A 25,037-nucleotide genomic window follows, 5' to 3' on the forward strand; every position below is an offset into this window, starting at 1 on the left:
AATATCAAGGCGAGATCGTGCTTGGAGATGATGCCGCTTCCTTGGCTTCTTCCGTGTTTTCCGTATCCGGTTCTCCGATAAACCAAAGTTGCTTGTTGTCGGTCGGTTTGGCTGTTAACGCTTTGAGCAGGCGTGCGTATTCGGGCGATTGCTGCAGCAATACATGGGCGGCCTGTTTCAGGTTGTTGATGTCGCTATGCGGCAGGTAAAAGCTGGTCGGAATATTCAACACGCTTTTGCGCAGCGGGGAGTCGGGCAGGTCGAGTAAGTTGAGGCTGATAAAGTACATGCCGACGTCTTGGTCATGGCGCGTGCGTGCGACTTCGTTCCATTGGTCGGCCAGCGTACGTATGCGGCGTAGAGATTCCTGAGAATATTGGTCGATGGGAATGTTAACAACGGCGCTTAATACGTCGGACAGGCCGGGTATGGCGGGAGAATGGTCGATTCGGCTGTCTAACTGGTTTTGTGCATTGACGTTGATGATAACGATTTTTTTGATGCGTCCCTCTTTGATGGCCCGGTTGTATAAGGCGTTACCGGAAAACGTTTCCGCCCTGTCCAGCAAGCCGCGCAGGCCGAGGTTGTCGGTCAGGCCGCCGTCGATCAGGTGGATAAAGGGGCGTTTTTTACTGTCGGCATAGCGCATAAAATTCCGAGCCATTTCCCGTCGGGTTTGGTTTTGCAGGGATTTGTTGTCGGTGGCAGCAAGGGCTTCTTGTAAGTTGGCTGGCAAGGTGTAGCCGCAGTTACCGCCGTTATTGTTGAGGGTAATGGGGGCGAAAACCAATGGCACTGCGCTGGAGGCGGCTACGGCGCGTGAGATACGCAAGTCGGATAGGTTGAGACACATAGAATCAAAACGTTCTTGCGTGAAATCAATACGTTGTCCGAGCGACATATCGGTGGCGGAAATGATGGCGAAAGGGCCTTTGCGGTGTTTTTCCAGATCGCCGAAAGTCGCTTTTTTAAACAATGTGTTTTCAAATTGTTCTTGTAACAAATCACCGCGGCCGTATTCGTTTGAGGTTAGTCGGGGTAGGTTGGCAAAAGAGAAGACTTGCTTGGTAACTTGCCTTTCGAAGTTTTGCTTCAGAAAGCGCCGTTCAAATGAAGGAATGGCGTCTTTACCGTATAGCGAGAAATAAGCGGCCAAAACCGAGCCGCCGGATACACCGCTGACCGAATCGATATTATCTAATAATGTGCTTTCTTTGCCGCCTATCCAGACTTTCTGTTTGTTCAGTTCTTCCAAAACACCGTAGCCCAACGCCGCTGCGCGCGTACCGCCGCCGGAAAACATCAGCACGATATAGGTGTCGTTGCTGTGCGCTTCCCAATTGTTTTCCAGACGATAGCCTTTGGACGTGTCGATTTTGTTGATGGTGGTCAATGGCTGGTATTTCACCAGATTACAGGCGGAAAGTAGGGAAATGACAGCAGGCAGGAAGATTTTTACAAGGCGGGGGGTAAATTTGGCTTTCATGTTTTTCAGGTTTGCAGATAGGCGGGAAAGGATGGCGGAAGTATATCAGAGCTGACCAGTAGCGTGTTTTCTATATGTTTTATACATATTTTTACATTTAAAAGAGAGTGCATGGCCTATTGTAGGATTTTATGACCGATTGTTTTGTTTTGTAAGCTCATATGTCATAAATAGTGCTAAGATTGCGTTGTGAATTATTACAAAGGGCTGAATGAGACGATTACAAAGTCGCAGCAATGAAATAAACCTACAATGAAAAAGATCATATGCTTATTTTTTTGATTTTGATTTCTCTTACCGGTTTTTTTGTATCGAAATACCGGAAACTGGGTGCGTTCAATCCTTTTACCCTGTTTTTCGGATTATGGGCCGTTATTTTTATTGCATACTTTATTTTCCAGCATGTTTATTATCCTTTGTCGAGCGAATATCTACTGGTGCAAATCTGTGTGCAGCTGGGCGCATTATTTATGATGTGGTTTGCTTCTCCTGTAGGCATTCCGGTGGTCGGTACGAATGTTCCGACTTCATCGTATAAAATAAACAAATGGGTTTTATTTTTGATTCAGATGGTGCTGTTGATAGGCATTCCGCTGACTTATCAGAAAGCAACCGAATTGGCGGGCGGCAGTATTTTTACCAGTGCCGGTTATACCCGTTTGCGCTATGCCTATAACATGACAGGAGCCAGCTTGGGTTGGCTGGGATATTTAGGGCCTCTGTCGTTTCTGACCTCGGGTATCGCCGTTTATTTTGCATCTACAAAACAATTGAGTAAGTGGAGTGCTTTGCTGGCTGTATTGTCTGGAATGGCTTATGCTTTTCTTTCAACCGGCCGGACGTTTTTTTTGATGATTTTTATTTTGACCGTGATGCCGCTGGCGGTGACGGGCAAAGTGCGTGCGAAAAGCATGTTGCTGTTGGGGAGTGTTTTGCTCGGCATGTTTTTCGTTATCGCCTCGCTTACCTCGAAAGGTACTTCGGAAGATGCTTCGTTCGGTGCTAATTTAATCGGATTTGTAGATAGTATGCAAAGTTATTTGTTGGCGCCTTTTGTGGCGCTGGCCATGCTGTTTGACCAATCGGATTATTTGGCTATGGGCGACCACTCGTTACGTTTTGTATTGAGTTTGCTGGCCTCTCAGGGTTTGACGGATCCGCCCGGGCCGATTGTTAAAGGCTATCAGTTTACGCCGGTTCCCACCAATCTTTATACGGTTTATGAAGTGTATTTCCGTGATTTTGGCGCCGCCGGCTTTTTTATACCATTGCTTTTTCTGCCGGTACACTGGATGTTTTACAAGCAGGCTAAGAAGGGCAATGATTTTTTTATCATTGCCTATGCCATTTCGGCTTATCCGTTGATGTCGCAAATTCTGCAAGATCAATATATGACGCTGATTTCAATGTGGATACAGATTATGTTGTGGTGCTTTTTATTGATTCGTAAGGTGCAGACGGCGAGGTGAAGCACCAAATTTGAAGTCATGGTTTAAATATAATGCCTGTCTGAAAATGTTCAGACAGGCATTATATTTAAACAAAGCAGCTTTGTTACAAAGGCGTTCGGAAAGATTCCGATCGGGATTTTTCCGAGCGCCTCTGGTTTAGTAGATGGTGAAGTTGGCCGCGGTAAGCTCGGCGCTTGTTCCATCCAGCTCGGCAAATTGTACGGCGCTGAAATGTGTACCCGAACCGTCTGCATCGTAATACAGTTTGGTTCCGTCTTGGTAAACACGGGTTTCAGTGGTAATCGCGTTGGATTGTGCAAACCAGTTGCCTTCCAAAGAGCCGAATACCAGAGAGCTCAGGCCCAGTTTGTCATTCCCTGCAGAAAAATCGGTTACATGGTCGACATCACCGTTTAATCGGCCGTTGAATAAGAAAGTGTCGTTGCCTGCTCCGCCGGTCAGCGTATCATTGCCTTCTCCGCCGATAAGCGTATCGTTGCCCGCTCCGCCAGATAGCGTGTTGGCCGCTACATTGCCTTTAAGGGTATTGTCCAAACTATTGCCCGTGGCATTGAGCGGATCAATATTCAAAAGCACCAGATTTTCAACATGATCGGGCAAAGTGTAGCTTACCGTGCTGTAAATGGTATCTTTACCGCCGTTGGCAGCCTCTTTTACGGTATCGGAGGCATGGTCGACATAATACGTATTGTCGGATGATGTACCTGTGTAGTGCTGAATGCTACCGGTCAATACCGAATTGTGGGTATTCACGAAACCGTTGATGGTTGCACTACCGTTGGTGTGGGTTTCTACAGTTTGAGTGTAATTACCACCTACAATGGAGTTGCCCGAGAATTGCAGATTGTTGATGTCACCTACCAGGTTTTCATTGTGATAGAGGCCAGTGGAGGTTTCCGCACCCATGAATAAAACCGACATGCCTTTGGTAATCGTATTTGCAGCAACGATATTGTCATTGACTTTGACATTATCCAAATCACCCGTGCCGCCGTTATAGTCGGTTACATAGGTTTTTTTAGTAATGACATCGTAAATGCTTAATTTGCTGGGCATATAAGCGCCAATTACCCCGGCCGAAGAGTCGCTGTCCCAAATGGATTCTACGCCGACCACTTTCCGGTTGACATTGCCGTTCAGCGTGTTGTGGCTGAATACGGTGCCGTTGGAGTCCGTACCGGTATAGAGCATCCAGCCGGTGCCTTTTTCACTGGTCACGTTGACTTCGTTGTGTGTGAATTTGTTGTTGACGCTGCCTTGATAGGCCTGCAGCAAACCCTGTCCGACTGCTTTGGAACTGGACACGATATTGCCCGTTACATTATTGTTGTTGGACATATAAGCAATGTGCACGGCAGACGATTTGGCCTCAGTTAAGTAGTTGTTGCTGACCGTATTGCCGTCACTGCGGTTTTGCATGGAAATATTCCGCACATTTTCGCTAATTACATTATTACTGATGGTGCTGTTGCTGACGCCGGAGAAAGATACACCATAGTAACCACCGGTAATATGATTTCCAGTAATCGTTGCGCCGGTAATGTTATATTTATTGGCGGTAACGCTGGTGTCCGTACGGTATTCATGCCATTTGGTCAGGCTGCCTGAATAAAGGCTCGATTCAGACTGGTTATACAGAACAATCGCGTAGTTTTCATTGGCATCGCTTTTAACGCCTTCTTGTAATACGATATTGTTGTTTTTGATGACCAGATTGGTTACATCACCATCTTCAGTCACAAAACTGATGGCGCGGTTTTTTACATTGATAAAATTGTTGTCTTCAATGGTAACGCTATCGCTGTTAATGCCGACGATACCGCGCAAACCTGCTTTGTTTTGTAGATCAAAAGTAAAGCCTTCAACTTCTACGTCTTTGATATTTTTCTGTAAGATAATACCGCTGTTAAAGCCGTTGGAAATATTTTTGAAAACCAAAGTAGAATTGTTGCCGTCAACGTAATCCGTGCCGGAATGCACGATAACGCCTTTTCCGCTAAGAGTGTAGCTGCCGTTTTCGGGCATTTCTACACCCAAACCCTTTTTGGCTGCCACGTCAATAGCCGATTGCAGGGCAGAGGTGATATCACTGCCTCCCTTATGGAAAGCTGACACGGATACACTGTCTTTGAAGGTGGTACCCCATGAGCTGGAGCCCCACGAAGTGGTGTAATCACCTCCGGCACCTTTGGTGAAAAGCGTGTGATGGCTACCATCACTGACCACAATATATTTTAAAGCGCTGTTGCCGGCTGCGGCCGTCGCTGCTTCTGATGCATTCTTGACAACGGTGTAAGAGGCGCCGGAAGGCACGTTACTACTGACAAATGCACTGGTCGTTACTGTTGTTGAAGTTTTAGCCAAATCAATCTCCTGTTTTTTTGATGTATCAGCAAGACTATTTGAGTTTCCATCATTCTGTGTAGTGGCAGACTGGCTGTTGGAGCCGGTTGCCTTCACCACAGCACTTGGAGTGCTGCTCGGAATGGAAGGTTCTACAGCAACCTTCTCGTTATTCTGAGTTGCGCTATGCGTGGTGTTGCTTTTGGAAACTACCTCTGTTTGGCTTGAAGTGTTGTTAGCCGTTTGAGAGGCAGTCGTTGTTGCAACAGGGTTGCTGCTTGCGTCCGCCTCCTTATTGGTTTGGGTGGAAACAAGCGCTTCCTTCTCTTTGGTTTGAGATGCTACAGAGGCCGATGAGTCAGAATCATCTGAGCCGCCACCGCCTGCCGCAGCAGCAATACCGCCGATTAAAGCACCACCCAGTCCTAAACCTGCTAACCAAGGGTAAGGTGAAGAACTTGATGCTTGGGGTTGAATCTCTTCCGCTGAAACACTGGTGTCTTGAGGTAAATCAATGGCTGTAGGCGCTTCGGCAGCGGCATATTCATAGCCTGACAACGTTGTACCTTGGGGCGGATTATCAGGCGTAAAAAGGGCTTCTTCATTTAAACCCAAGTCTTCAATCGGTTGATTCAATATCAACTCTGACTCAGGAACGGTAAAAAAGGGCGCGTCTTCGGTTGTAATGTGTTTTTGGCTAAGTTCATTAGCCTGTGTATGGGTATTATTCATGCTAATTGGATTAAGTCTCATTATTAAAGCTCCCAAATAGTACAGCATTTCCGTGATTGTTATAGCACAAAACCTAAGATAATCGGTTTTTATAATAGATAATCGGTATTTGTGTTGTGTTTTTGTTTGCATCCATTTATTTTTTTATTTAAATGGAATTTTATGATTGTTTGTATTTAGCGTCCGCTTATTGATAGTTTAAGCGGGAAAAGGTTCAAAAAATATTTACTTTTGTAATAAAAACATATAGATACAAACGAATCCCTAAATGCGACTGTAAAATATAATTAAAGATACTATTTGTATTAAAACTATATTTAAGTAATATAATTACTTATTAATTTATTTATAATCTAATCTAATTTCTATTTTAGATGCATATAATATAGTATTTTTATTTTGATGTCATAGAATATTTTTGTTTGTAACTGTTTTAACCTAACTCTTTTGGGGTTCTGAGAGTAAATAGGATGGCATATTGAAGAATATCTTTCTGTTTTTTCTGATGAATCGAATGCCTGTCTGAAAAATGAACGGGATGTATCGGTTCGTACTTTTTACACATCTTAAAAAATGCCTGTCTGTTTTCAGACAGGCATGGCCGATTTAGGTTATTTGAAGTTTTAGAAGGCTTTGGAAAATCTGACTCGATTGAAAATTACCAGCCTACCTTCAGATGGTATTCGCCCAATACCTCGGTTAATTGGTCGAAGAGGTTGGTTTTCGGTGTAACGTGCCATTGGGCATGTGTTTCCAATGCACCTTGGGCACCTTGATTGCGGTAAAACACATGGACGGGGATGGTGGGCTCTTGTGTGCTGTTTCCGAGAAAGCTTTGTAAGATTCCGACGGCTTTGGCGACATCGTGTTGAGGAGTGAAATGCAAGGTCAGGTTGCGGGCAAAACGCTCGCGTGCTTGTTGTAGGGTCATGACGCTGTTGGCGATGATACGCAGGCCGCTTTCGCCGTTGTAATCATCTCGGCTGACTTTGCATTCCATAATCAGCACTCGGTCGGCTTTCAATTCGGAGGCGCCTTGCTCCAATGCTTGCCCGGTAACCATAACTTCCGCCCGACCGGAAGGGTCTTCCAGGGTGGCGAATACCAGTTTCCCGCGTTTGCCCATCATGGAGCGAACCGATGTGGCGAAACCGGCCACGCGCACGTTGTCTTGCGGTTTCAGTTTGCCAAGCCGAACGGGGGCGAATTGGCGAACTTCGCCGGCAAACGGCCCGAATGGGTGGCCGGAAAGATAAAAGCCGATAACCTGTTTTTCTTCCGCCAGCTTTTGTGCTTCTCCCCAAGCGGGTTGGTCGACTAATTGCACCGCTTCAATCGCATCTTGCGCAAAATCAAATAAGCCGCCTTGATTGGCATTGGCTGCTTTTTGCTCTGCATTGTTGATGGCCAGATCGATATTGGCCAGCAGCATGGCACGGTTAGCATTGATGCTGTCGAAAGCACCGCCGCGTATCAATGATTCGATGGTTCGTTTATTCAGATGGGCTTTGTCGACCCGTTCGCAGAAATCCAATAAATCTTTAAATTCGCCGCCTTGTTTGCGCGCTTCAACGATGGCTTCCACTGCGCCTTCGCCCACGCCTTTGACGGCGCCGAGGGCATAACGGATGCGACGTTGGTTGTCGGGTGTGAACAAGTAATCCGATTCGTTGACGTCGGGCGGCAGAAAAGTGATGCCGTTGGCTATAGAATCGTCATAAAAGTTTTTCAGCTGGTCGGTGTTGTCCAGCTCGCTCGACATGGTGGCGGCCATGAATTCGGCGGGGTAGTGGGCTTTGAGCCAAGCTGTTTGATAGGCAATCAGAGCATAGGCGGCGGCGTGCGACTTATTGAAACCGTAGCCGGCAAATTTTTCCATGTAATCGAAAATTTCATCGGCCTTGCTGCGCGGGATGTTTTGCTTTGCCGCACCTTCGGCAAATATCTCGCGGTGCTTTACCATTTCTTCCGGCTTTTTCTTACCCATGGCACGGCGCAGCAAATCGGCGCCGCCGAGTGAATAGCCGCCGATAACCTGCGCGGCTTGCATCACTTGTTCTTGATACACCATGATGCCGTAGGTTGGTGCCAGTACCGGTTCCAGCAGAGGGTGGATGTATTGGAATTTATTACCCTTCATGCGAGAAACGAAATCAGGAATATTGTCCATCGGCCCGGGGCGGTAGAGCGAAACGAAGGCAATCAATTCTTCGAATTTGGTGGTGTGCGCCGTTTTCAGCATTTTTTTCATGCCGGTGGATTCAAACTGGAACACAGCGGTGGTGTTGGCATCGCGGAAAATTTTATAAGCGGTCTGATCTTCCAGTGAAATCGTATTGACGTCGATTTCTTCGCCCGTAGTCTCTTTTATAAATGTCTGCGCCATTTCAATGATGGTCAGGTTGCGTAAGCCAAGGAAGTCGAATTTAACCAAGCCGACATCTTCTACGTCGCCTTTGTCGAACATGGATACGGGTGAAGCCGATTCGTCGGCCTGATAAACGGGACTGAAATCGGAAATTCTGCCCGGTGCGATTAACACGCCGCCGGCGTGCATGCCTAATCCACGAGTCAGGTCTTCCAGTTTTTTGGCCAGTTCGATTAGCTCGTCGGCATCTTCTTCTTCGATTAATTGGCGGATTTCCGGTTCCATTTCCATTGCTTTTTCCAAGCTGACCGGCCGGTTGGCCTCAAGCGGAACCAGCTTCGACAGGCGGTCGCACAGGCCAAACGGCAGCTCGAGTACGCGGCCGACGTCGCGGATAACGGCTTTGGACGACATGGTGCCGAAGGTAACAATCTGACTGACGGCGGCGGCGCCGTATTTTTCACGCACATATTCGATAACGCGGCCGCGGTTGCTTTGGCAGAAATCAATATCGAAATCTGGCATGGAAACACGTTCGGGGTTGAGAAACCGTTCGAACAGCAGCGCATATTTGAGCGGGTCAAGGTCGGTAATTTTCAGTGCGTAGGCAACGAGAGAGCCCGCGCCGGAACCGCGACCCGGCCCTACCGGGCAGCCGTGACCTTTTGCCCAGTTGATAAAGTCTTGTACGATAAGAAAATAACCCGGGAAACCCATCTGAATGATGATGGCCAGCTCGAAATCCAAGCGAGCCTGATATTCGGCCATTTTGGCGGCGCGTTCTTCTGCATCGGGATAAAGCTGAAGCATACGCTCTTGCAGGCCTTCGTTGGCAAGCCGGGTTAGGTAATCGTCGAGCGACATGCCGTCGGGTGTGGGAAACAGGGGCAGGAAGTTTTTGCCCAGCGTGAGCGTTAGATTGCAGCGCTTGGCGATTTCCACGGTATTTTGCAAGGCTTCGGGCAGGTCGGCAAAGCGCTCGGCCATGGCTTCGGGCGCAATGAAAAACTGGCTCGGGGTGAATTCGTGCGGGCGCTTTTTGTCGCCCAGCACCCAGCCGCCGGCAATGCAAACGCGTGTTTCGTGGGCTTTGAAATCGTCTGGTGCTAAGAATTGGGCCGGATGGGTGGCAACAACGGGCAACCCGAGTTCTTCTGCGATTTTGATGCTGCCTGAAACGGAGGTTTCCCATTGCGGGCGTTCGGGTAGACGTTGTAATTCGAGGTAAAACGCGTTGGGAAACCATGCGGCGTATTTTTGCGCGGCTGAGCGGGCGGCTGCGGCATGGCCGTTCATCAAATTGGCGCCCACTTCGCCGTAATGCGCGCCCGATAGGCAAATCAGGCCGCTGTTGTCACCTTCAGCCAACCATGCTTGCCGCAGTTCGGCATGGTCGACATTGCGGTCTTTTCCGACATAGGCGGCGCTCAGCAGCTCGCTCAGGCGCAGGTAGCCAGCATGGTTTTTGACCACCAGCATGGCGCGGAACGGTTTGTCGGGTGCATCGGGGTTTTCAATCCATACATCCGCCGAGGCCACTGGTTTGATGCCTGCGCCGCGGCAGGCTTTGTAGAATTTCACTAAGCCGAACAGATTCATCAGATCGCTGACGCCCAAGGCGGGCAGACCGTCGGCAACGGCTTTTTTGACAGCGTCTTTGATGCGGATGGTGCCGTCGGTAATGGAAAATTCGGTGTGTAGGCGCAGGGGGATGTAAATCGGATCGGTCATAACAGCGGGACGGGTGTTGGGGTCGTTAATGATGAAGGTGTATTGTAGCAGGGTTTTAAATGGAAAATGCCTGTCTGAAAGGTGCAAAGTTTTTCAGACAGGCATGGTTGCCGGCTAACGGCAGAAATTCGGCGCAGCGAAGAAGAAATGCTTGCGCTACGCCACACTGCCGCAGCGCAAGATGCCATCAAGGCGCTGTATGAAGACGAAAGCCGCTTTGTCGACCATCAAGCGCCTTTACTCTGGTATGCAAGTGAAAATCTGGTTTTAGCTTGAATAAGCTTGAGCAGGCGCGGCCGGGTATTCGTCGCCGTGTTTTTTATGTTTGGCTTTGATTTGCGAGGCCAGTATTTTGCCGTTGGTCGCATCGACAATCACTTCGTATTTCTGCCCGTTGGATAAGACGTCCACTTCATAATGCCCCCCGGTATGGTAATCGTATTCGAAGTCGACATCTTTGGCATAGCCGCCGGTCTGTGCGATTGCCGCAGCGGCGGCTTGTTTGCCGGAAATCGGTGCGAACATGCCGTAGGAAAATGCCGTGGCGCCTGCTGCGGCAGCCAGTCCTATGGTGGCGGCTACGGTTAAAGTGGCGATGATTTTACGGGTGGATAGCATGGTAAACTCCTTATGGTAAAGGGGAAAAATCAATTTGGTACGGACGCTATATTAGTCGGATAGATTTAGCGCAAAATTAGTGGAAAGCTAAACATGCCATTGTTTTCGTTTTCGGGCGGCTTGGCGGCGTTTCAGGTAAAATGCCTGTCTGAAGAAACCGATTGAGTAAAGAGAGTGCTATGAACGCAGCCGTTTATCTGGAAGACGAAGCCTTTATCCCGTTGTGCGATTTGTTGAAGCTGATCGGGCTGGTCGAGAGCGGCGGTCAGGCCAAGGTGGTGATTGCCGCCGGCGCGGTATTGCGCAACGGCGGCGTGGAAACGCGGAAAACCGCTAAAATTCGCGGCGGCGAAATCATAGAGTTTAACGGCGCTGTTTTGGAGGTTTATGATGGATACGACCCCGAAGATTGAGCCGGCGGTGTTGGAAGAGCCTTTGCTGCCCGAGCCGGTTAAGCCTGAAATATGGGAATGTTGCGGCAGCGAATGCGGCGATGCCTGCATACAAACCATTTATTATCGTGAAAAAGCCGCCTACGATGCGCAACAGAAGCGCTTAAAAGCATTGGCGGAACAAGAGCAGGAAGCCGAATAAGCCTTGTACGCTTTTTTCAGACAGGCTTCCTTTAATTTGCCGGATAACCGAAAAATATGATCGATTTACATTGCCATTCCACTGTTTCCGACGGCGCACACAGCCCCGCCGAAGTGGTTCGTATGGCGAAGCAAAACGGCTGCACGATGCTTGCGCTGACCGACCACGACCACACGGGCGGTTTGGCCGAAGCGCGTGCCGAAGCGGTGGCTCAAGGCATTCGACTGATTAATGGCGTGGAAATTTCGGTAACGTGGCGCAAGCGCACCATTCATATTGTCGGGCTGGATTTTGACGAACACAATCCAGCATTGCAGAATCTATTAGCCACCGTACGCCAAGGCCGCCTGCAACGGCTGGAGTCCATTGCTGCGAAGCTAGAAAAGAAAGGCATTAACGGCGCCTACGAAGGTGCGTTGGCGCTGGCCGCCAACCCCGAAATGGTGTCACGCACCCATTTGGCGGAATTTCTGATGAATGCGGGCCATGTTCGTAACAAACAACAAGCATTTACCAAATACCTAGGCGATGGCAAGCCTGCTGCCGTGCCGCATCAGTGGGCGGAGTTGGCCGACTGCATCGATGCCGTTAACGGCGCCGGCGGGCTGGCCGTGATTGCCCATCCCATGCGCTACGGCTTTTCCGCTACGGCCAAACGCAATTTGTTTGAAGAATTCAAAGCGCTCGGCGGCGCCGGCATTGAGGTGCATAGTGGCCGCTGCGATCATAACGACCGCCTCAATTACGCATTGCTTGCGCAGCGTTACGATTTGCTGGCCAGTGCCGGCAGCGATTTCCACCGTGCGGGCGATTACGGCGGCGGCGTCACCGGCTCCTGCCCTGAATTGCCGGAAATGTGTCATCCGGTATGGATGCGTTTCAAGGATTAGAAATGGAAAAATTGACAAAAGCCTGTCTGAAAACGGTTCAGACAGGCTTTTTTAATGCTATTGAAATCGAAGTAAAGCGTTTTAAGGTTGTTTTAAATGCTAATACATTAAATATGTGCTATTTTTTTAAATACCAATCATGTTTAAAACGGGTAATTAAAGATGAGAACCCCTAAGTGTTTGTTATGGTTAAGCGTAGCATCTTCCTTATTATTATTGATAGCGGGGTGCAATGCCCGAGAGAAGGAGCCGAAAGTGATTGACGGTCAGCCGGTTCGTGAGCTTCCATTTTCTCAGCCGTTGGTTTTAAAGCCGGAAACGGGTCAAGATTTCTATTTTTCCCTGAAGGGCGATGAACAAAGGGCTTATATGATAGGCGTTACTACATTGGTTCCTGTCAATGATGAGAAATTAATGGCGGCACAAGATGAATGGACTGCTGTCGGAGAAAACAACCAGCCGGGGAAAGGTAACCTGAAGTTTGATTTGAAGGTTGAATATCATGTTCACGGTAAGGTAGTACCGGTGCAGCTGACAAGAATATATGGCGGAAAGGCCGCATTGAGCAAAGATGGCAAGCCTAAATGGGATAGCTTTGTAACTTATGCCTACTCTAATAAATTTTCAGAGGTTATTAATGGAGTAGAGGTTATTCCATTTAGGGATAGTTTAGCAGAGTTTAGGCCAACGGAAGTTTCCAAGGAATCGGGAGGAATTTATAAGGTGTCGATTCGACCGACAGCCGGAGTTCGATATCCGAATATCGATTTGAAAGTATTTGTTGAAAAAAATTATATTGGCAAATGAAAAATAAATAACATAGTATTATGATGGTGTGTTATGTTGAATCCTGGATATTAGGTAAGTGCTTTTAGATAATGTTTGAAACGGATAATTAAAGATGGGAATCCCTAAGCGGTTATTATGGTTAAGCGTAGCATCTTCCTTATTATTGATAGCGGGGTGCAATGCCCGAGAGAAGGAGCCGAAAGTGATCGATGGCCAGTCGGTACATGAGATTCCGTTTGAGCAGCCGTTGATTTTAAAGCCGGAAACGGGGCAGGATTTTTATTTTTCTCTGAAGGGCGATGAACAAAGGGATTATGTGATAGGCGTTACTACATTGGTTCCTGTCAATGATGAGCATTTAAGGGAAGAGCAACGCAAATGGACTGCTGTTGGAGAAAACAACCGGCCGGGGAAAGATAACCTGAAGTTTGATTTGAAGGTTGAATATCATATTCAGGGTAAGGTGGTGCCGGTGCAGCTGACAAGGATCTATGGTGGCAAGGCAGCATTGAGCAAAGATGGTAAGCCTCAATGGGATAGCTTTGTAACTTATAGATATGCCCATGAATTTGCAAAGGTTATTAATGGGGTGGAGATTATTCCTTTTAACAATAGCTTGGTAAGGTTTATGCCTTCTGAAGTTCCGGCAGAATCGGGAGGAACTTATAAGGTGTCGATTCGACCGACGGCAGGTATCCGTTATCCGAAGATTGGTTTGAAAGTATTCGTTGAAAAAAATTATATTGGTAAATGAATAATGGCTTAAACAGCATTTCACAGAAAGGAAAAATATGAGTAAACGATATACGCTGACGGTTTATGTGGCTGCTCCGGGCACCCCTTTGATCAATGATGACGGTAGCCCGTTAATGCTTAATGGCAAACAAGAACATTCTTTGGTTGGTCATCTCTATTACAAAATCAGTGATGAAACGGAACAAGGTACGGTGGGATATGGTTTTGCCCCTCTGATTGAGGGAAAAGCTTTTGGGGAAGGAAAAGTCAAAAATGATGAATTCAAAAAATACCACAATCCTGCTTATGAGCGGACAATAGAAATTTCGGAAGAGCAATATAAGAAACTTTTTGCTTATGGTGAGCATCCCGAGGTGGGTAGCTTTGATCATAAACACTACAATGGTTTGAGAAACAGCTGTATCGACTTTGTGTATGGTGCCTTGGCTTATGCCAAAGTATATAATCCGACTAGAACAATTAGTGGGGACGATGGAATGGATTATAAGTTGCCATATCAGGGTTCAATACGCGTTGGCCCGAATATGGATGAGTTTGATAAAATTCCCAATCAGCGCGGATATGAAAATAGCGAATTAAATACCCCGCCTGATCGACGCCGTCGCGAAGATCCGAGCTGTTTTAAAGCGTTTGGCTGGTCATGGGAAACGCCCGTTTGTTCATGGGTTGAAAACGAATCGGTACAGCCTTCTTCGTATGCACAATCTGCCGTTTTGGTTGAGAATCTGCCGGAACCTGCTCAAAAAATATACTATGCCAGCAAAGAGCGTTTGGAAGCTTTTTATCAGGCAAACAATCACCCCTATACCGAGGAAAGTTTGAATAATTGTGCGCTGGCACTGGCGGATGAGGGCTGTGCCAAGGGTATGCGGGATGCGCCTCTTTTCAATGTTAAAGATGGGAAAATTTTAATTGGAGAGCGTAACCCGGGCTTGATTACGATTTCGCTGGATATGGAAAAAGCGGCTGCTATACCGGCGGTAGAAAGTATGAATCGAGTTCAACAAACGTTTGCCCAAGAAGAGCAAGATAGGCAAATGGCACAAAGCCAGTCTCGCGGAATAAGTATGTCGTAGGTGGGATGGAAAATAAAAAAAAAAGCCTGTCTGAAAACGGTTCAGACAGGCTTTTTTATGTAGTAGGCGATGTGAATTCGTCGAATCATACTGAAAACAAATAGGGCAGGCTTATAAGCTGCAATGCCTGCCTGAATGTTCAGCTAAGTAAGCTAGATTATAAAAAAGCATCCACAATAGCGAGAAACAAGCCGCATAGGCATGAATAGGCAATTTTTTGCAGAATCGTATCGCCTAGAGCGGGCTCGTCGGATAATAAAGAATCAATGAATATGGCAACAAAGCCCATGCTAAATCCTATAACAAAACGGCAAAAGAACGGGTGGATTCCTGTCATTGGTTCCCCTTCGCTCAATATAGGTTGGATTGTGCGGTTGGTCGGGCTGCGGCTTGCGACCTGCTAGCATGGCGGTACTTTGTTAAACAGGCGGTAGAAATTTTCCGTGGTGGTGGCAGCGATGTTTTCCAACGAGTCGCCGCGCAATTGGGCTAAAAATTCGGCGGTATGGCGCACATAGGCGGGCTCGTTGGGTTTGCCGCGCTTGGGTACGGGTGCGAGGAAGGGCGAATCGGTTTCGACCAGCATGCGGTCAAGCGGCACGTAACGCGCGGCCTCTTGAATCAGCGGGGCGTTTTTAAAGGTAACGATGCCGGAAAACGAAATGTAAAAGCCTAAGTCCAGCGCTAGTTTGGCGATGCGCACGTCTTCGGTAAAACAATGGATAACGCCTGCGTGTGCTTGATGCTCGCGCAGTATGGTCATGGTATCGTCGGCTGCTTCCCGGGTGTGGATAATCAAGGGCAGGCCGCTTTGGTTGGCGGCTTGGATATGATCGGCGAAGCGCTGGTGTTGCCACGCCAAATCGCCTTTGCACCAATGGTAATCCAAGCCGGTTTCGCCTATGCCGACCACTTTGGGATGGCGGGCGTGTTCTATCAATTCGGCCACGCTGAATTCTTCGGCTTCGGGGTCGTCGGGGTGAATGCCGACGCTGGCGTAAATGTGCGGGTTTTGCTCGGCAATCGCCAAGACTTCGTTAAAACTTTGACGGCTTACGCTGATGGCGAGTGCTTGCTTGACATGGTTCTCCTCCATATGGGCAAACACTTCGGGCAGGCGGTTGGACAGGCCTTCAAAGTTGAGATGGCAGTGTGAATCGATTAATTGCATAAGTGTGAAACCAAAATTGAGAGAGAAGAGCTACTGTTTTTCAGACAGGCTTTTTCAGAGGCAGTTTGATATGCGGTTTTGCCGGCTTGGCAGATTTTAAGCCCAGTTCGATTTGCTGTTGCTCGCTAAGTAAGCCGCTCCAGTCGCCGGTTTTATACCATTCGGCGCCGTCCAGCTCAATCGGGTGCTGGATGCGTTCGCAACCGTTGCCGCATTGCAGGTCGGTGCCTTTGCAGTATTTGTCGCAACCCCAACAGATGCGTTCTGGATTTTTGGGATGGATGGGGAATTTCTTGGCCATGATGTTTGCTTCTTCAAGAATGTTGGTTGCGAGTGCCTGTTTTCCCTTTTGCGGTATGTCTGTCTGAAAAAGTTAAAAGCGGGTTTGCTGCCCGCTTTGTGGTGTGAATTATAAGGTATAGGTCGGGCGTTCGCTGCGTAATACGTTGCCCAAGGTGCTTTCTATGCTGTTGCGTACGGCAATGCTGACTTCATCCGAGTTAAATGCCAAGCCGATGCCTTTGGGGCGGTTGGCGGAGGTGCGGGCGGGATTAATCCAGGCGACTTGGGTGCGCAGGAATTTTCTGTCGCCGTTTTCGCCCAATTCGATGGAGAGCAGCACTTCGTCGCCCAGCTTGAAGGTGTCTTCGGAGGGAACGAATACGCCACCGAACTCTAAAAAGGGCATGTAGCTGTTGTAAAGCAGGGCTTTGTCTTTGAGTTGCAAAGACATCATTTTGCCGGGTAAGTTGGTAAGATTCATCGGGTTTTCCTTTAATTATTTGTTTTGCTGAAAGCTCAGGTATTCGGTCAGTAAAAATTCTAACTGCATTTTAACACTCAAGGTGTGGTGGCCGTAAGGGCTGAGGCGGTTTAGAGTGTCGGCTAGTCGGAAGAGTGTGGCGGGATTGGTTGTTTGGGCGAGCTGCGCCACTGCTTCGGCATAATCGGGGTAATACAGCGGGCTGATGTGTTGTTTGGCCAGACCGATATCGATGAGCCATTTTTGCAGCCAGTCGATGAAGGTGGCCAGCGGCCATTTTTTCCGGTCGAACGCGGCGGCGTAGTCGAGTATGGCGAGCAGGCGGGGTTGGGCGAGCAGGGCGCATAATTCTTCGCGCATATTGTCTTGTTCGGCATCGGGAGCGAACAGGGGAGCGCCGCTGTGAAAGGCTAATAATGCTTCGGCGTGTGGCGTGTCGTTGCGGGTCAGGTAATCGAGCGCTTCTGCTTGCTGCGGGGCGTTCAGCACCATCTGACGGCAGCGGCTTTTGATGGTCGGCAGCAATTTGTCGCGATTGTGGCTGACCAGCAGGAAAACCACGTCGGCCGGCGGCTCTTCCAAAATTTTTAACAATCCGTTGGCGGCTTGCAGATTCATGCTTTCTGCCGGATGTACGAGCACGACGCGCCGCCCGCCGCGCAGCGAGGTAAATTGGATTTGATTAATCAGGCTGCGCACGGCGTCGATTTTGATTTGCAGAAGTTTGCGGCCGCTTGCCTCGCCTTCGGGTACTTCGGGCGTGAGTTCGTAAAAGTCGGGATGGCTGTTTTGTTCGAATAAGTGGCAAGAGGGGCAGCTGCCGCAGGCTTCGTGGTTGCCGGCGGGTGTTTCGCATAGTAATGCTTGCGCCAGATGGCGGGCGAATGCTGTTTTGCCGGTGTTTTCTTTGCCGCTGAACAGCCAAGCGTTGGGTTGGGTATACCAATGGGCGGTGATTTGCTGCCATGCGGCGGTATGCCAAGGATAAATCATGGTGTTGTTTCGTTTTCAGACAGGCATTATATTAACCGAAATGCTGCGTTAATGCGGCTTCAATGGCGTTTTTTACTAAATCGGGCGTGCGGTTGCTGTCGATGAGCGCGTAGCGCTTCGGTGCTTCGGCGGCGCGTTGCAGATAGGCGGCGCGCACGCGGGTGAAGAAGGCGGCTTCTTCTTGCTCGAAGCGGTCTTTTTCGCGCGTTTGGGCGATGCGTTGCATGGATACTTCCAGCGGCACGTCCAGTAGAATGGTTAAATTGGGTTGCAGGTTGCCTTGCACCCAGTTTTCCAGTGTTTCGATGTCTGCCAAGGGCACGCCGCGGCCGCCGCCTTGGTAGGCGAAGGTGGCATCGGTAAAACGGTCGGAAACGACATGAATGCCTTGATTGAGGGCGGGCAGAATCACTTCTTCGATATGTTGGCAGCGCGCGGCAAACATCATTAGTGTTTCGGTGCGCAGGCTGGCGCGGGTTGCGGGGTTTAACAAGATTTCGCGTAATGCTTCGCCCACCGGCGTGCCGCCGGGTTCGCGGGTGAAGAGTACGGGTAGGTTGCGGGCTTCAAACCAGCTTTTGATAACGGCCAGATTGGTGGATTTTCCGGCACCGTCTATGCCGTCGAGCGTGATGAATTGGGCTTGCATGTGTTGGTAGTGGGTTAATGGGACGTGAGTACAATAATACTATAAATTGATAAATGCCTGTCTGAAAGGTTTCAGACAGGCATTTGAGCTTAACTCGGCCAACAGAGGAAAAGCGTTATAAGATGGTGTCCAGCCAAGCTTTGATTTCTTGCCATACGGCTTCTTCGTTGCCGGCGCTGCCAATCACAACGCCTGCTTCTTCGGCGGTCAACGGCTCGAGAATGGCCAGTTGCGAATCCACCATGTTGGCCTTCATATAATGCCCTTGGCGCGCTGCCATGCGCTGGCGGTTGATTTCGACCGGCGGTGCAAGGTGGATGAAATAAACCTGGCCGTTTGCGCCGCGCAAAATATCGCGGTAGCTCTTTTTCAGGGCGGAGCAGGTAACGATGCTGTATGCCTCGCCTTTATCGGCTTGCTCGCTCATCCAGTCGCGCAGGTTTTCCAGCCAAGGCTGGCGGTCTTCGTCGGTCAGCGGTATGCCGGCGCCCATTTTGTCGCGGTTTTTTTGCGTATGAAAATCGTCTCCTTCGGCATAGGCGCAATCAAGATATTTTTGCAGGGAGAGCGCCGCGGTGGTTTTGCCGCAGCCGCAAATGCCCATAATAACGAAATGACGTGTATTCATGAAATACCTCTTTTCTAGTTGAATCGGTGGTTCGACCGAATATCACTTCTGCAGTTTGCAATTGTTTATGCCAGCAAAACCACGGCAATCGCAGAGAGCGTAAAACCAAGTATGGCAATCAGGGTTTGATTGACCGTCCATGTTTTCAGAGTGGTGGCTGTATCGATGTTGAGCAAACGGCCGACCAGCCAGAAGCCTGAATCGTTGACATGGCTGACGCCTACGGAGCCGGCCGCAGTGGCAAGCACAACGCCGGCAAGCTGCCATTCATTATAGCCTGCGGCGGCTACGGCGGTAGACATTAACGATGCCGCGGTGGTCAGCGCAACAGTGGCCGAACCTTGGGCAATTCTGAGCACCAGCGCAACCAAAAAGCAGCCGAGCAACACCGGAATATTCATATGCTGCATAGAATCGGCCAGCGCTTTGCCGATGCCGGAAGCCCGCAACACGCCACCAAACATACCGCCCGCGCCGGTAATCAGGATAACCGAGCAAACCGGAGCCAATGCGCCATCCAGCGTTTTTTCCAAAGCCGAGCCTTCAATGCCCCGTTTGCGACCGAGGAAAAACATGGCGGCCAGCACTGAAGTCAACAAAGCAACAGGGGTGGAACCAATCATCCGCAAAATCCTCACCCATTCGGCAGAGCCGTCTAACAGCTTGGCTGCGGTGGCCATATGCAATCCGGTATTCAGGAAAATGAGCAGCATGGGGATCAGCATCAGCCCGATAACCACTTTCGCGCTGGCGGGTTGCTGCGGTTGGTCGTTGTCTTGCGCGCCGCCGGCGATAAGGTCGGGCACCGGTATCGGAAACATTTTGCCGGCGGTCAATCCCCACCAATAGCCGCTGATCAGCCAAGTTACGAAAGCGATGGGCAAGCCTAAAATCAGGATGTGGCCGATATTGGCACCGTAAAATTCAGCGGCAGAAATAGGGCCCGGATGCGGCGGTAAGAAAACGTGCATCACGGAAAATGCGCCGATGGCGGGCAAGGCATAGCCCAAGACATTGGCTTTCATGCGGCGGGCGGTGGCAAACACGATGGGCAGCATCACTACCAGGCCGGCATCGAAAAAGATAGGGAAGCCGAAAATCAAAGATGCGATGCCGAGCGCGAAAGGTGCGCGTTTTTCGCCGCACAGCCGAATCAGAGCGTCGGCCAACGATTGTGCGCCACCGGAGGTTTCTACCAAACGGCCGAGCATGGCGCCCAAGCCAACCAGCAAGGCAACGCTGCCCAAGGTTCCGCCGAAATTTTTAACTAAAACGTCGTTAACCAAAACATCCGTCGGCAGCCCCGTGGCCAAGGCCGTGAATAAGCTAACGATAATCAGCGTGAGCAGGGCGTGTACGCGGAATCGGATGATTAATAAAAGAATCAGAATGATCGCGGTAACGGCAATCCCCAGCAAAGGGCCTGCGGTCATTGTTTGAGTCCATTTATCCATGATAGAGACCTCGTTTAGATGAAGAATTCATGGCTAAATTATCGCACAGGCTTTACTAAAAATAATGCTTTTTATCAATGTTTCCGAACTATTTTATTTTTATGTTATCAATATGCATACATCGGCTTTGCATATCGGGAAAAAAGATGCGGATTAAGCATTTTGGCAATGCCAGAAAACATCAATGCCTGTCTGAAAATGGTTTTCAGACAGGCATTGGTGCAGAATCAAACCAAGCGGAATATTATTTTCGCTTGTTTGCAGAAGAATTATTTAAGCAATGGCAAGCTATTCAGTAATTTTTTCAGTTTAATCACTTCTCTTGGCATCGGTTCGGCAATCGTGAGGCCTATTAAATCGCTTTGTTCGGCAATGTCGCAAATAATCCTAATTGTATTTTCAATGTTGATGCCGTCGGGATCATAAGCTACCGCGATTTTGAGATCTGTGGGTTCTAATACGTCTAGATCCAGATGAATCATGACTTTCTCTTTACCGGTTTGTTTTAACCATTCCAGAATCGCTTGGCTGGTATCGTTGACTTGTTCGGGGCTTAAAGATTTTACCCCGAGCGTTTTTTGGCGTTCTACCGCTCCGTCTGTGGTACGCAAGCCGACGATTAATGCGTTTTCAGGTTTTAAGGTTGCAGGAAGCATATTGATAATATCACTGTCGCCTTGTCCTAAAAGTTTTGCTAAAGACATAGCGTGATAGCCTGAATAGTCGGTATGGGGAATGGTTAGGTCTCGGTGTGCATCAAGCCAAACAACAGCCACGTTATCTTCATATTTTTGGGCAAGATAGGAAAAAGGAGGAACGCTTACCGAACATTCTCCTCCCAGAGTAACAATACGATCGGGTTGATATACGTCTAAAATAGACAAAGCCGCAGCCAATTGTTTTTTGATGATGTTGTAGGCAAAAATGCCGTTTTTTTCTGCAAGATCAGCGGGCTGGTCGGCTAATGATACGGGAACTGTTGCTACGGTTTGCTCCGTTTTAGGCGCAAGCCAAGCCAATAGTTGGCTGCCTAGATAATAGCCTTGATAAGCGTCTTGTTTATCTAATTCAGATACATAATCGGCAATATTGTCTGCTTGCCCGCCTTGCCATTGCGGAAAAATTAAGCGTAATGTGGAATGCATTGTTAGTTCTCCTTACTTGTTTGTTTTAAAGCGAAAATCTGATATTTAAAATTAATTTTTAAAGAATTAACATCAATTCTACGGCTTATTTTTTCAGAATATATTGTTTGACCGCGGCATTGTGCTCGTTCAAATCATGGCTGAATTTGCTTTTGCCGGAGCCGTCCATTTTTGAGACGAAATACAGGTATTTTTCGTTGCCGGGATGGGCGGCGGCTTCGAGGGCGGCCTTGCCGGGCAGGGAAATCGGCGTGGGCGGAAGGCCGTTGCGGGTATAGGTGTTGTAAGGGGTGTCGCGCTGGAGGTCGGCTTTGCGGATGTTGCCTTTGTAGGCGTCGCCCATGCCGTAGATAACGGTGGGGTCGGTTTGCAGCCGCATGCCGATGTTCAGGCGGTTGATGAATACGGAGGCAATGTGTTTGCGGTCTTCGGGGTGGGCCGTTTCTTTTTCGATGATACTGGCCATGGTCAGCAACTCGTATGGCGTGTGGTAGGGCAGGCCGCTTTGGCGCTCTTCCCATGCGCTTTTCAGATGGGCTTGCTGGGTTTTGTAGGCGAGCTTGTATAAGGCCAGATCGCTGCTTTCGGAATCGACTTCGTAACTGTCGGGGGCAAACAGGCCTTCGGGATGCTCGCTCAGGGCAGCGGGGTCGATTTTTTGCAATAGCTCGGTGTTGCTGAGGCTTTGGGTGTTGTGGCTTAAATCGGGAGATTGGTTGATGATGTTGCGCATCTGGCTGAATTTCATGCCTTCGATGATGCGGATGGTAATGGTATCGGGGTGGCCGCCTTTGAGGCGTTTGAGAATCTGCCAGGTCGATATTTTTTGCGGTAGTTTGTAGTTGCCGATGTGCAGTTTGTTTTGTACGCCGAGAATGTAGGCGCCGGCCAGCATGACGTTGCGGCTGTAGATGGTGTTGTTTTCGGCCAGTTTGAGGCTGACGGAGGAAACGCCTTGCCCTTTTTCAACGCGCAGGCGGTAGGTTTTGCCGTTGTCTTTTTCGGCGAAAAGCAGATAGCTGAAAATGCCGCCGCCGAGGGCGGCTAAGATGAGGGCGCTGAGGCAGGCGGTTTTGTAGGGGGGTTTTCTAATTTTTTGTTTTGCCATAGATTTTGCATGTTTTTAGGTCGATTCGGGCGTAAGTATAACAGGATATGCACGGAGGGTCGTGTTACAATATGTGCGGTTTTCAGACAGGCATTATCGGTTTGAAAATCGGATTGGGCAAAGCGCGGTATTGGATTCGGGAGGCGATGGTAATGTGGAAAAACGGCTGGTTGGCGCAGGCGCGGCGGGTGGATTCGCCGAATTTTTGCGTGCGCGAAGCGGGTGAGCGGGTTTCTTTGGTAGTGTTGCACAATATTTCGCTGCCGCCTTTTGAATACGGCAACGGTGCGATAGAGGCTTTGTTTACCAATCGCATCGAGCCGGCGGCGCACCCGTTTTTCAGCATTCTGACCGATTTGCGCGTATCCAGCCATTTTCTGATTACGCGCGAAGGCGAAGTTGTGCAGTTCGTATCGTGCGACGATATGGCTTACCATGCGGGCGTGTCGTCTTTTCGCGGGCGGGAAAAATGCAATGCGTTTTCGGTGGGAATCGAATTGGAAGGCTGCGATTTTGAACCTTTTACCGAAATTCAGTATCAGAGTTTAACGCGTTTGCTGCACGCACTGCGCGATGCGTATCCGATTGAAGCCGTAACCGGCCATCAGGATATTGCCCCCGGCCGCAAAAGTGATCCCGGCCATTTTTTCGATTGGACGCGCTTGTCGCAGGCGGGTTTTCCCGTGGTGCATTAAGCGGTTTTCAGACAGGCATGGATGATGCGGCGGCTGATTTTGGGTATAATTGCCGCCAAGTTCCGACTTGAATTCAAGCTCGAGAATATTTCCGGCCAAACCAGCTATGGCGAATAAACCCGATTGCATTGCTGCATCGTTTTATATTCGGTTTATCCGCTCTATTTCCAACCATGAGTAATGTTATGCTGATTTTTTTAGTTTTAAGCGCTATTGTGATTTTGGGCGTGATTGCCTTCAATATGTATCAGGAAAATAAATACCGCCAGCAAGTGCGCGCCCAATTCGGCCATTCCGATAAAGACGCCTTATTGGAAAAACAAACCCGTTCCGTGCGCGACGGTCGTTTGCCGGGTCATCAGGCAAAAAGCGCGCCGGCCAAGAAGCTGCGCGAAAAAGACATTTCCGAATTGCCTAACGAAGATATGTTTGATCAGATGGCTGCCGAAGCGGCCAAGGCCGAGCGCAAAGCGCATGCCGCGCGTTCGCGCAAGCTGATGGAAGCGCACGGCGACGAAGAAATCGAGATGGAAGAAGACGAATTCGGCGCTGCGTTCTCTTTGGATTTGGATAAAGAGCTGGAAAAAGAAAGCAAGGCAGGAAGCGGCTTTAAATTTCAAAAGGTCGCCGCACCCGCGCCGTCGCAAACCAAAGTGAAGAATAAAAAAGAGCTGCTGTTGGATTTAGACGATATGGTGCGCCAGCAGTTGCCTTGGTTTAACCACAATTTCGATTACATGGCTTATCTTTCTTTGAAAGAGCCGCAGGAATTGCATGTGTTGCCGCGCTTTGCCGGGCGCCATCGCTTTCAAGTGGCCGGCTGCACCATGGACGACAGATGGCAGATTGCCGAGCCGATTCCCAGCGTGTATTACCAAGGGTTTGTGGTTGGTTTGCAATCAATCAGCCGCAACGGCTTGGCGACCACGCAGGAACTTGAGCGTTTCGGCGAGCAAGTCAACCATTTTGCCGAACAGCTTGATGCCGGCTTGTTGCTGATGGATGTTAATGCCTTCCTGAAAAACGCCCGCCCGCTGGATGAATTGTGCGAACGCGTCGACCAAACCATCGCGATGCACTTGGTGTCGCGCGGCAGCGTAAGCGGCACCGAATTGCGGGCTGCCGTAGAGAAAGAAGGTTTTAGCTTGGGTCATGACGGTATGTTCCATTTGCCCGATGGCAAAGGAGAGCCTTTGTTCAGCATTGTTACGCTCGACAGCAACCCCTTTACCGCCAGCCTGTTGGCCAGTCAGGCTTACCGCGGCTTCAGCATGTTGTTTGACATCACCCGCGTGCCGGCGGGAGAGAAACACTTCAATCGCTTCATGGACATTGCCGTTAACCTTTCGGGCAGCTTAGGCTTGGATTTGGTTGACGATAATATGAACGAATTGTCGCCCGAATGGTTGAAAAACGTGCGCAGCTTCGTGTTGGCGCGGCAGGAAGAAATGAAAAAAGTGGGCATCGAGCCGGGCGGCGATTTAGCGGCGCGTTTGTTTGCCTGAGGTTTCCGTTATAATGCACGGGCGCTTGGATTCAAGCGTCCGTTTTCTTTTTCAGACAGGCATCCTGACAC

At 49.2% G+C, this 25,037-nt stretch carries 25 protein-coding genes; 11 read left to right on the top strand and 14 right to left on the bottom strand.

What is annotated here, in order from left to right; all coding sequences use genetic code 11:
• Positions 1 to 4: 4 nt before the first annotated feature.
• Positions 5 to 1,486 (bottom strand): patatin-like phospholipase family protein, encoded by a 1,482-nt coding sequence (locus Q4A84_RS01090; RefSeq protein WP_303087084.1) that lies wholly within the window; start codon positions 1,484 to 1,486, stop codon positions 5 to 7.
• Positions 1,487 to 1,752: 266 nt separating this feature from the next.
• Here Q4A84_RS01090 and Q4A84_RS01095 point away from each other — a divergent pair, with 266 nt between their 5' ends.
• Complete coding sequence (locus Q4A84_RS01095) at positions 1,753 to 2,955, top strand: O-antigen polymerase (RefSeq protein WP_303087085.1); 1,203 nt, start codon at positions 1,753 to 1,755, stop codon at positions 2,953 to 2,955.
• A gap of 138 nt (positions 2,956 to 3,093) precedes the next feature.
• On the opposite strand, the gene Q4A84_RS01100 is transcribed toward Q4A84_RS01095, so the two are convergent.
• Complete coding sequence (locus Q4A84_RS01100) at positions 3,094 to 6,033, bottom strand: right-handed parallel beta-helix repeat-containing protein (RefSeq protein WP_303087086.1); 2,940 nt, start codon at positions 6,031 to 6,033, stop codon at positions 3,094 to 3,096.
• A gap of 658 nt (positions 6,034 to 6,691) precedes the next feature.
• Entirely contained in the window at positions 6,692 to 10,132 is a 3,441-nt protein-coding gene (dnaE, locus tag Q4A84_RS01105; protein WP_303087244.1) for a DNA polymerase III subunit alpha, read from the bottom strand.
• Positions 10,133 to 10,279: 147 nt separating this feature from the next.
• Between dnaE and Q4A84_RS01110 the strand changes: the two genes are divergently transcribed.
• Positions 10,280 to 10,408, top strand: coding sequence for a hypothetical protein (locus tag Q4A84_RS01110; RefSeq protein ID WP_303087087.1), 129 nt, complete (start codon positions 10,280 to 10,282; stop codon positions 10,406 to 10,408).
• Here Q4A84_RS01110 and Q4A84_RS01115 read toward each other — a convergent pair.
• Entirely contained in the window at positions 10,400 to 10,750 is a 351-nt protein-coding gene (locus Q4A84_RS01115; RefSeq protein WP_303087088.1) for a PepSY domain-containing protein, read from the bottom strand. The genes Q4A84_RS01110 and Q4A84_RS01115 overlap by 9 nt on opposite strands.
• 179 nt (positions 10,751 to 10,929) lie before the next feature.
• Here Q4A84_RS01115 and Q4A84_RS01120 point away from each other — a divergent pair, with 179 nt between their 5' ends.
• From Q4A84_RS01120 to Q4A84_RS01150, 7 genes are all read left to right on the top strand, one after another.
• Positions 10,930 to 11,163 (top strand): RNA-binding S4 domain-containing protein, encoded by a 234-nt coding sequence (locus Q4A84_RS01120; protein ID WP_303087089.1) that lies wholly within the window; start codon positions 10,930 to 10,932, stop codon positions 11,161 to 11,163.
• Positions 11,141 to 11,344: a hypothetical protein gene (locus Q4A84_RS01125; protein WP_303087245.1), complete on the top strand. Its 204-nt coding sequence runs from the start codon at positions 11,141 to 11,143 to the stop codon at positions 11,342 to 11,344. Before Q4A84_RS01120 ends, Q4A84_RS01125 begins: the two co-directional genes overlap by 23 nt.
• 56 nt (positions 11,345 to 11,400) lie before the next feature.
• The gene (locus Q4A84_RS01130; protein ID WP_303087090.1) at positions 11,401 to 12,234 is read left to right on the top strand and encodes a PHP domain-containing protein; all 834 of its coding nucleotides are present in this window, start codon (positions 11,401 to 11,403) and stop codon (positions 12,232 to 12,234) included.
• Positions 12,213 to 12,410, top strand: a complete 198-nt coding sequence (locus Q4A84_RS01135; protein ID WP_303087091.1) for a hypothetical protein — start codon at positions 12,213 to 12,215, stop codon at positions 12,408 to 12,410. The genes Q4A84_RS01130 and Q4A84_RS01135 overlap by 22 nt, the downstream gene beginning before the upstream one ends.
• Positions 12,411 to 12,489: 79 nt before the next feature.
• Positions 12,490 to 13,041, top strand: coding sequence for a hypothetical protein (locus Q4A84_RS01140; RefSeq protein ID WP_303087092.1), 552 nt, complete (start codon positions 12,490 to 12,492; stop codon positions 13,039 to 13,041).
• Positions 13,042 to 13,135: 94 nt separating this feature from the next.
• Positions 13,136 to 13,777: a hypothetical protein gene (locus tag Q4A84_RS01145; RefSeq protein WP_303087093.1), complete on the top strand. Its 642-nt coding sequence runs from the start codon at positions 13,136 to 13,138 to the stop codon at positions 13,775 to 13,777.
• A 37-nt stretch (positions 13,778 to 13,814) separates the two neighbouring features.
• Entirely contained in the window at positions 13,815 to 14,855 is a 1,041-nt protein-coding gene (locus tag Q4A84_RS01150) for a hypothetical protein (RefSeq protein WP_303087094.1), read from the top strand.
• A gap of 157 nt (positions 14,856 to 15,012) precedes the next feature.
• On the opposite strand, the gene Q4A84_RS01155 is transcribed toward Q4A84_RS01150, so the two are convergent.
• The 10 genes from Q4A84_RS01155 to mltG form a co-directional block, all read right to left on the bottom strand.
• Entirely contained in the window at positions 15,013 to 15,144 is a 132-nt protein-coding gene (locus tag Q4A84_RS01155) for a hypothetical protein (protein WP_303087095.1), read from the bottom strand.
• Positions 15,145 to 15,255: 111 nt separating this feature from the next.
• Positions 15,256 to 16,026: a TatD family hydrolase gene (locus Q4A84_RS01160; protein ID WP_303087096.1), complete on the bottom strand. Its 771-nt coding sequence runs from the start codon at positions 16,024 to 16,026 to the stop codon at positions 15,256 to 15,258.
• A 40-nt stretch (positions 16,027 to 16,066) separates the two neighbouring features.
• A complete protein-coding gene (locus Q4A84_RS01165) occupies positions 16,067 to 16,327 on the bottom strand; it encodes a DUF3079 domain-containing protein (RefSeq protein ID WP_303087097.1) in 261 nt (86 codons plus the stop codon).
• A 108-nt stretch (positions 16,328 to 16,435) separates the two neighbouring features.
• Entirely contained in the window at positions 16,436 to 16,789 is a 354-nt protein-coding gene (locus tag Q4A84_RS01170; protein ID WP_303087098.1) for a PilZ domain-containing protein, read from the bottom strand.
• Positions 16,790 to 16,804: 15 nt separating this feature from the next.
• Positions 16,805 to 17,782 carry a DNA polymerase III subunit delta' gene (locus tag Q4A84_RS01175; protein WP_303087099.1) on the bottom strand — a complete coding sequence of 326 codons (978 nt, stop codon included), beginning with the start codon at positions 17,780 to 17,782 and terminating at the stop codon, positions 16,805 to 16,807.
• 31 nt (positions 17,783 to 17,813) lie between these two features.
• Positions 17,814 to 18,431: a dTMP kinase gene (tmk, locus tag Q4A84_RS01180; protein ID WP_303087100.1), complete on the bottom strand. Its 618-nt coding sequence runs from the start codon at positions 18,429 to 18,431 to the stop codon at positions 17,814 to 17,816.
• A gap of 115 nt (positions 18,432 to 18,546) precedes the next feature.
• Positions 18,547 to 19,059, bottom strand: coding sequence for a gluconokinase (locus tag Q4A84_RS01185; protein ID WP_303087101.1), 513 nt, complete (start codon positions 19,057 to 19,059; stop codon positions 18,547 to 18,549).
• A gap of 65 nt (positions 19,060 to 19,124) precedes the next feature.
• A complete protein-coding gene (locus Q4A84_RS01190; protein ID WP_303087102.1) occupies positions 19,125 to 20,513 on the bottom strand; it encodes a GntP family permease in 1,389 nt (462 codons plus the stop codon).
• A 269-nt stretch (positions 20,514 to 20,782) separates the two neighbouring features.
• On the bottom strand, positions 20,783 to 21,658 hold the full coding sequence (locus Q4A84_RS01195; protein ID WP_303087103.1) for an arginase family protein: 876 nt from the start codon (positions 21,656 to 21,658) through the stop codon (positions 20,783 to 20,785).
• Between the two features lie 85 nt (positions 21,659 to 21,743).
• Entirely contained in the window at positions 21,744 to 22,766 is a 1,023-nt protein-coding gene (gene mltG / locus Q4A84_RS01200) for an endolytic transglycosylase MltG (RefSeq protein WP_303087104.1), read from the bottom strand.
• A gap of 146 nt (positions 22,767 to 22,912) precedes the next feature.
• Between mltG and ampD the strand changes: the two genes are divergently transcribed.
• The gene (gene ampD, locus Q4A84_RS01205) at positions 22,913 to 23,461 is read left to right on the top strand and encodes a 1,6-anhydro-N-acetylmuramyl-L-alanine amidase AmpD (RefSeq protein WP_303087246.1); all 549 of its coding nucleotides are present in this window, start codon (positions 22,913 to 22,915) and stop codon (positions 23,459 to 23,461) included.
• Between the two features lie 188 nt (positions 23,462 to 23,649).
• Complete coding sequence (locus Q4A84_RS01210; protein WP_303087247.1) at positions 23,650 to 24,966, top strand: cell division protein ZipA C-terminal FtsZ-binding domain-containing protein; 1,317 nt, start codon at positions 23,650 to 23,652, stop codon at positions 24,964 to 24,966.
• Positions 24,967 to 25,037: the final 71 nt, after the last annotated feature.

The sequence above is a fragment of the Neisseria sp. genome (genome assembly GCF_030527965.1).
Classification (GTDB): Bacteria; Pseudomonadota; Gammaproteobacteria; order Burkholderiales; family Neisseriaceae; genus Neisseria.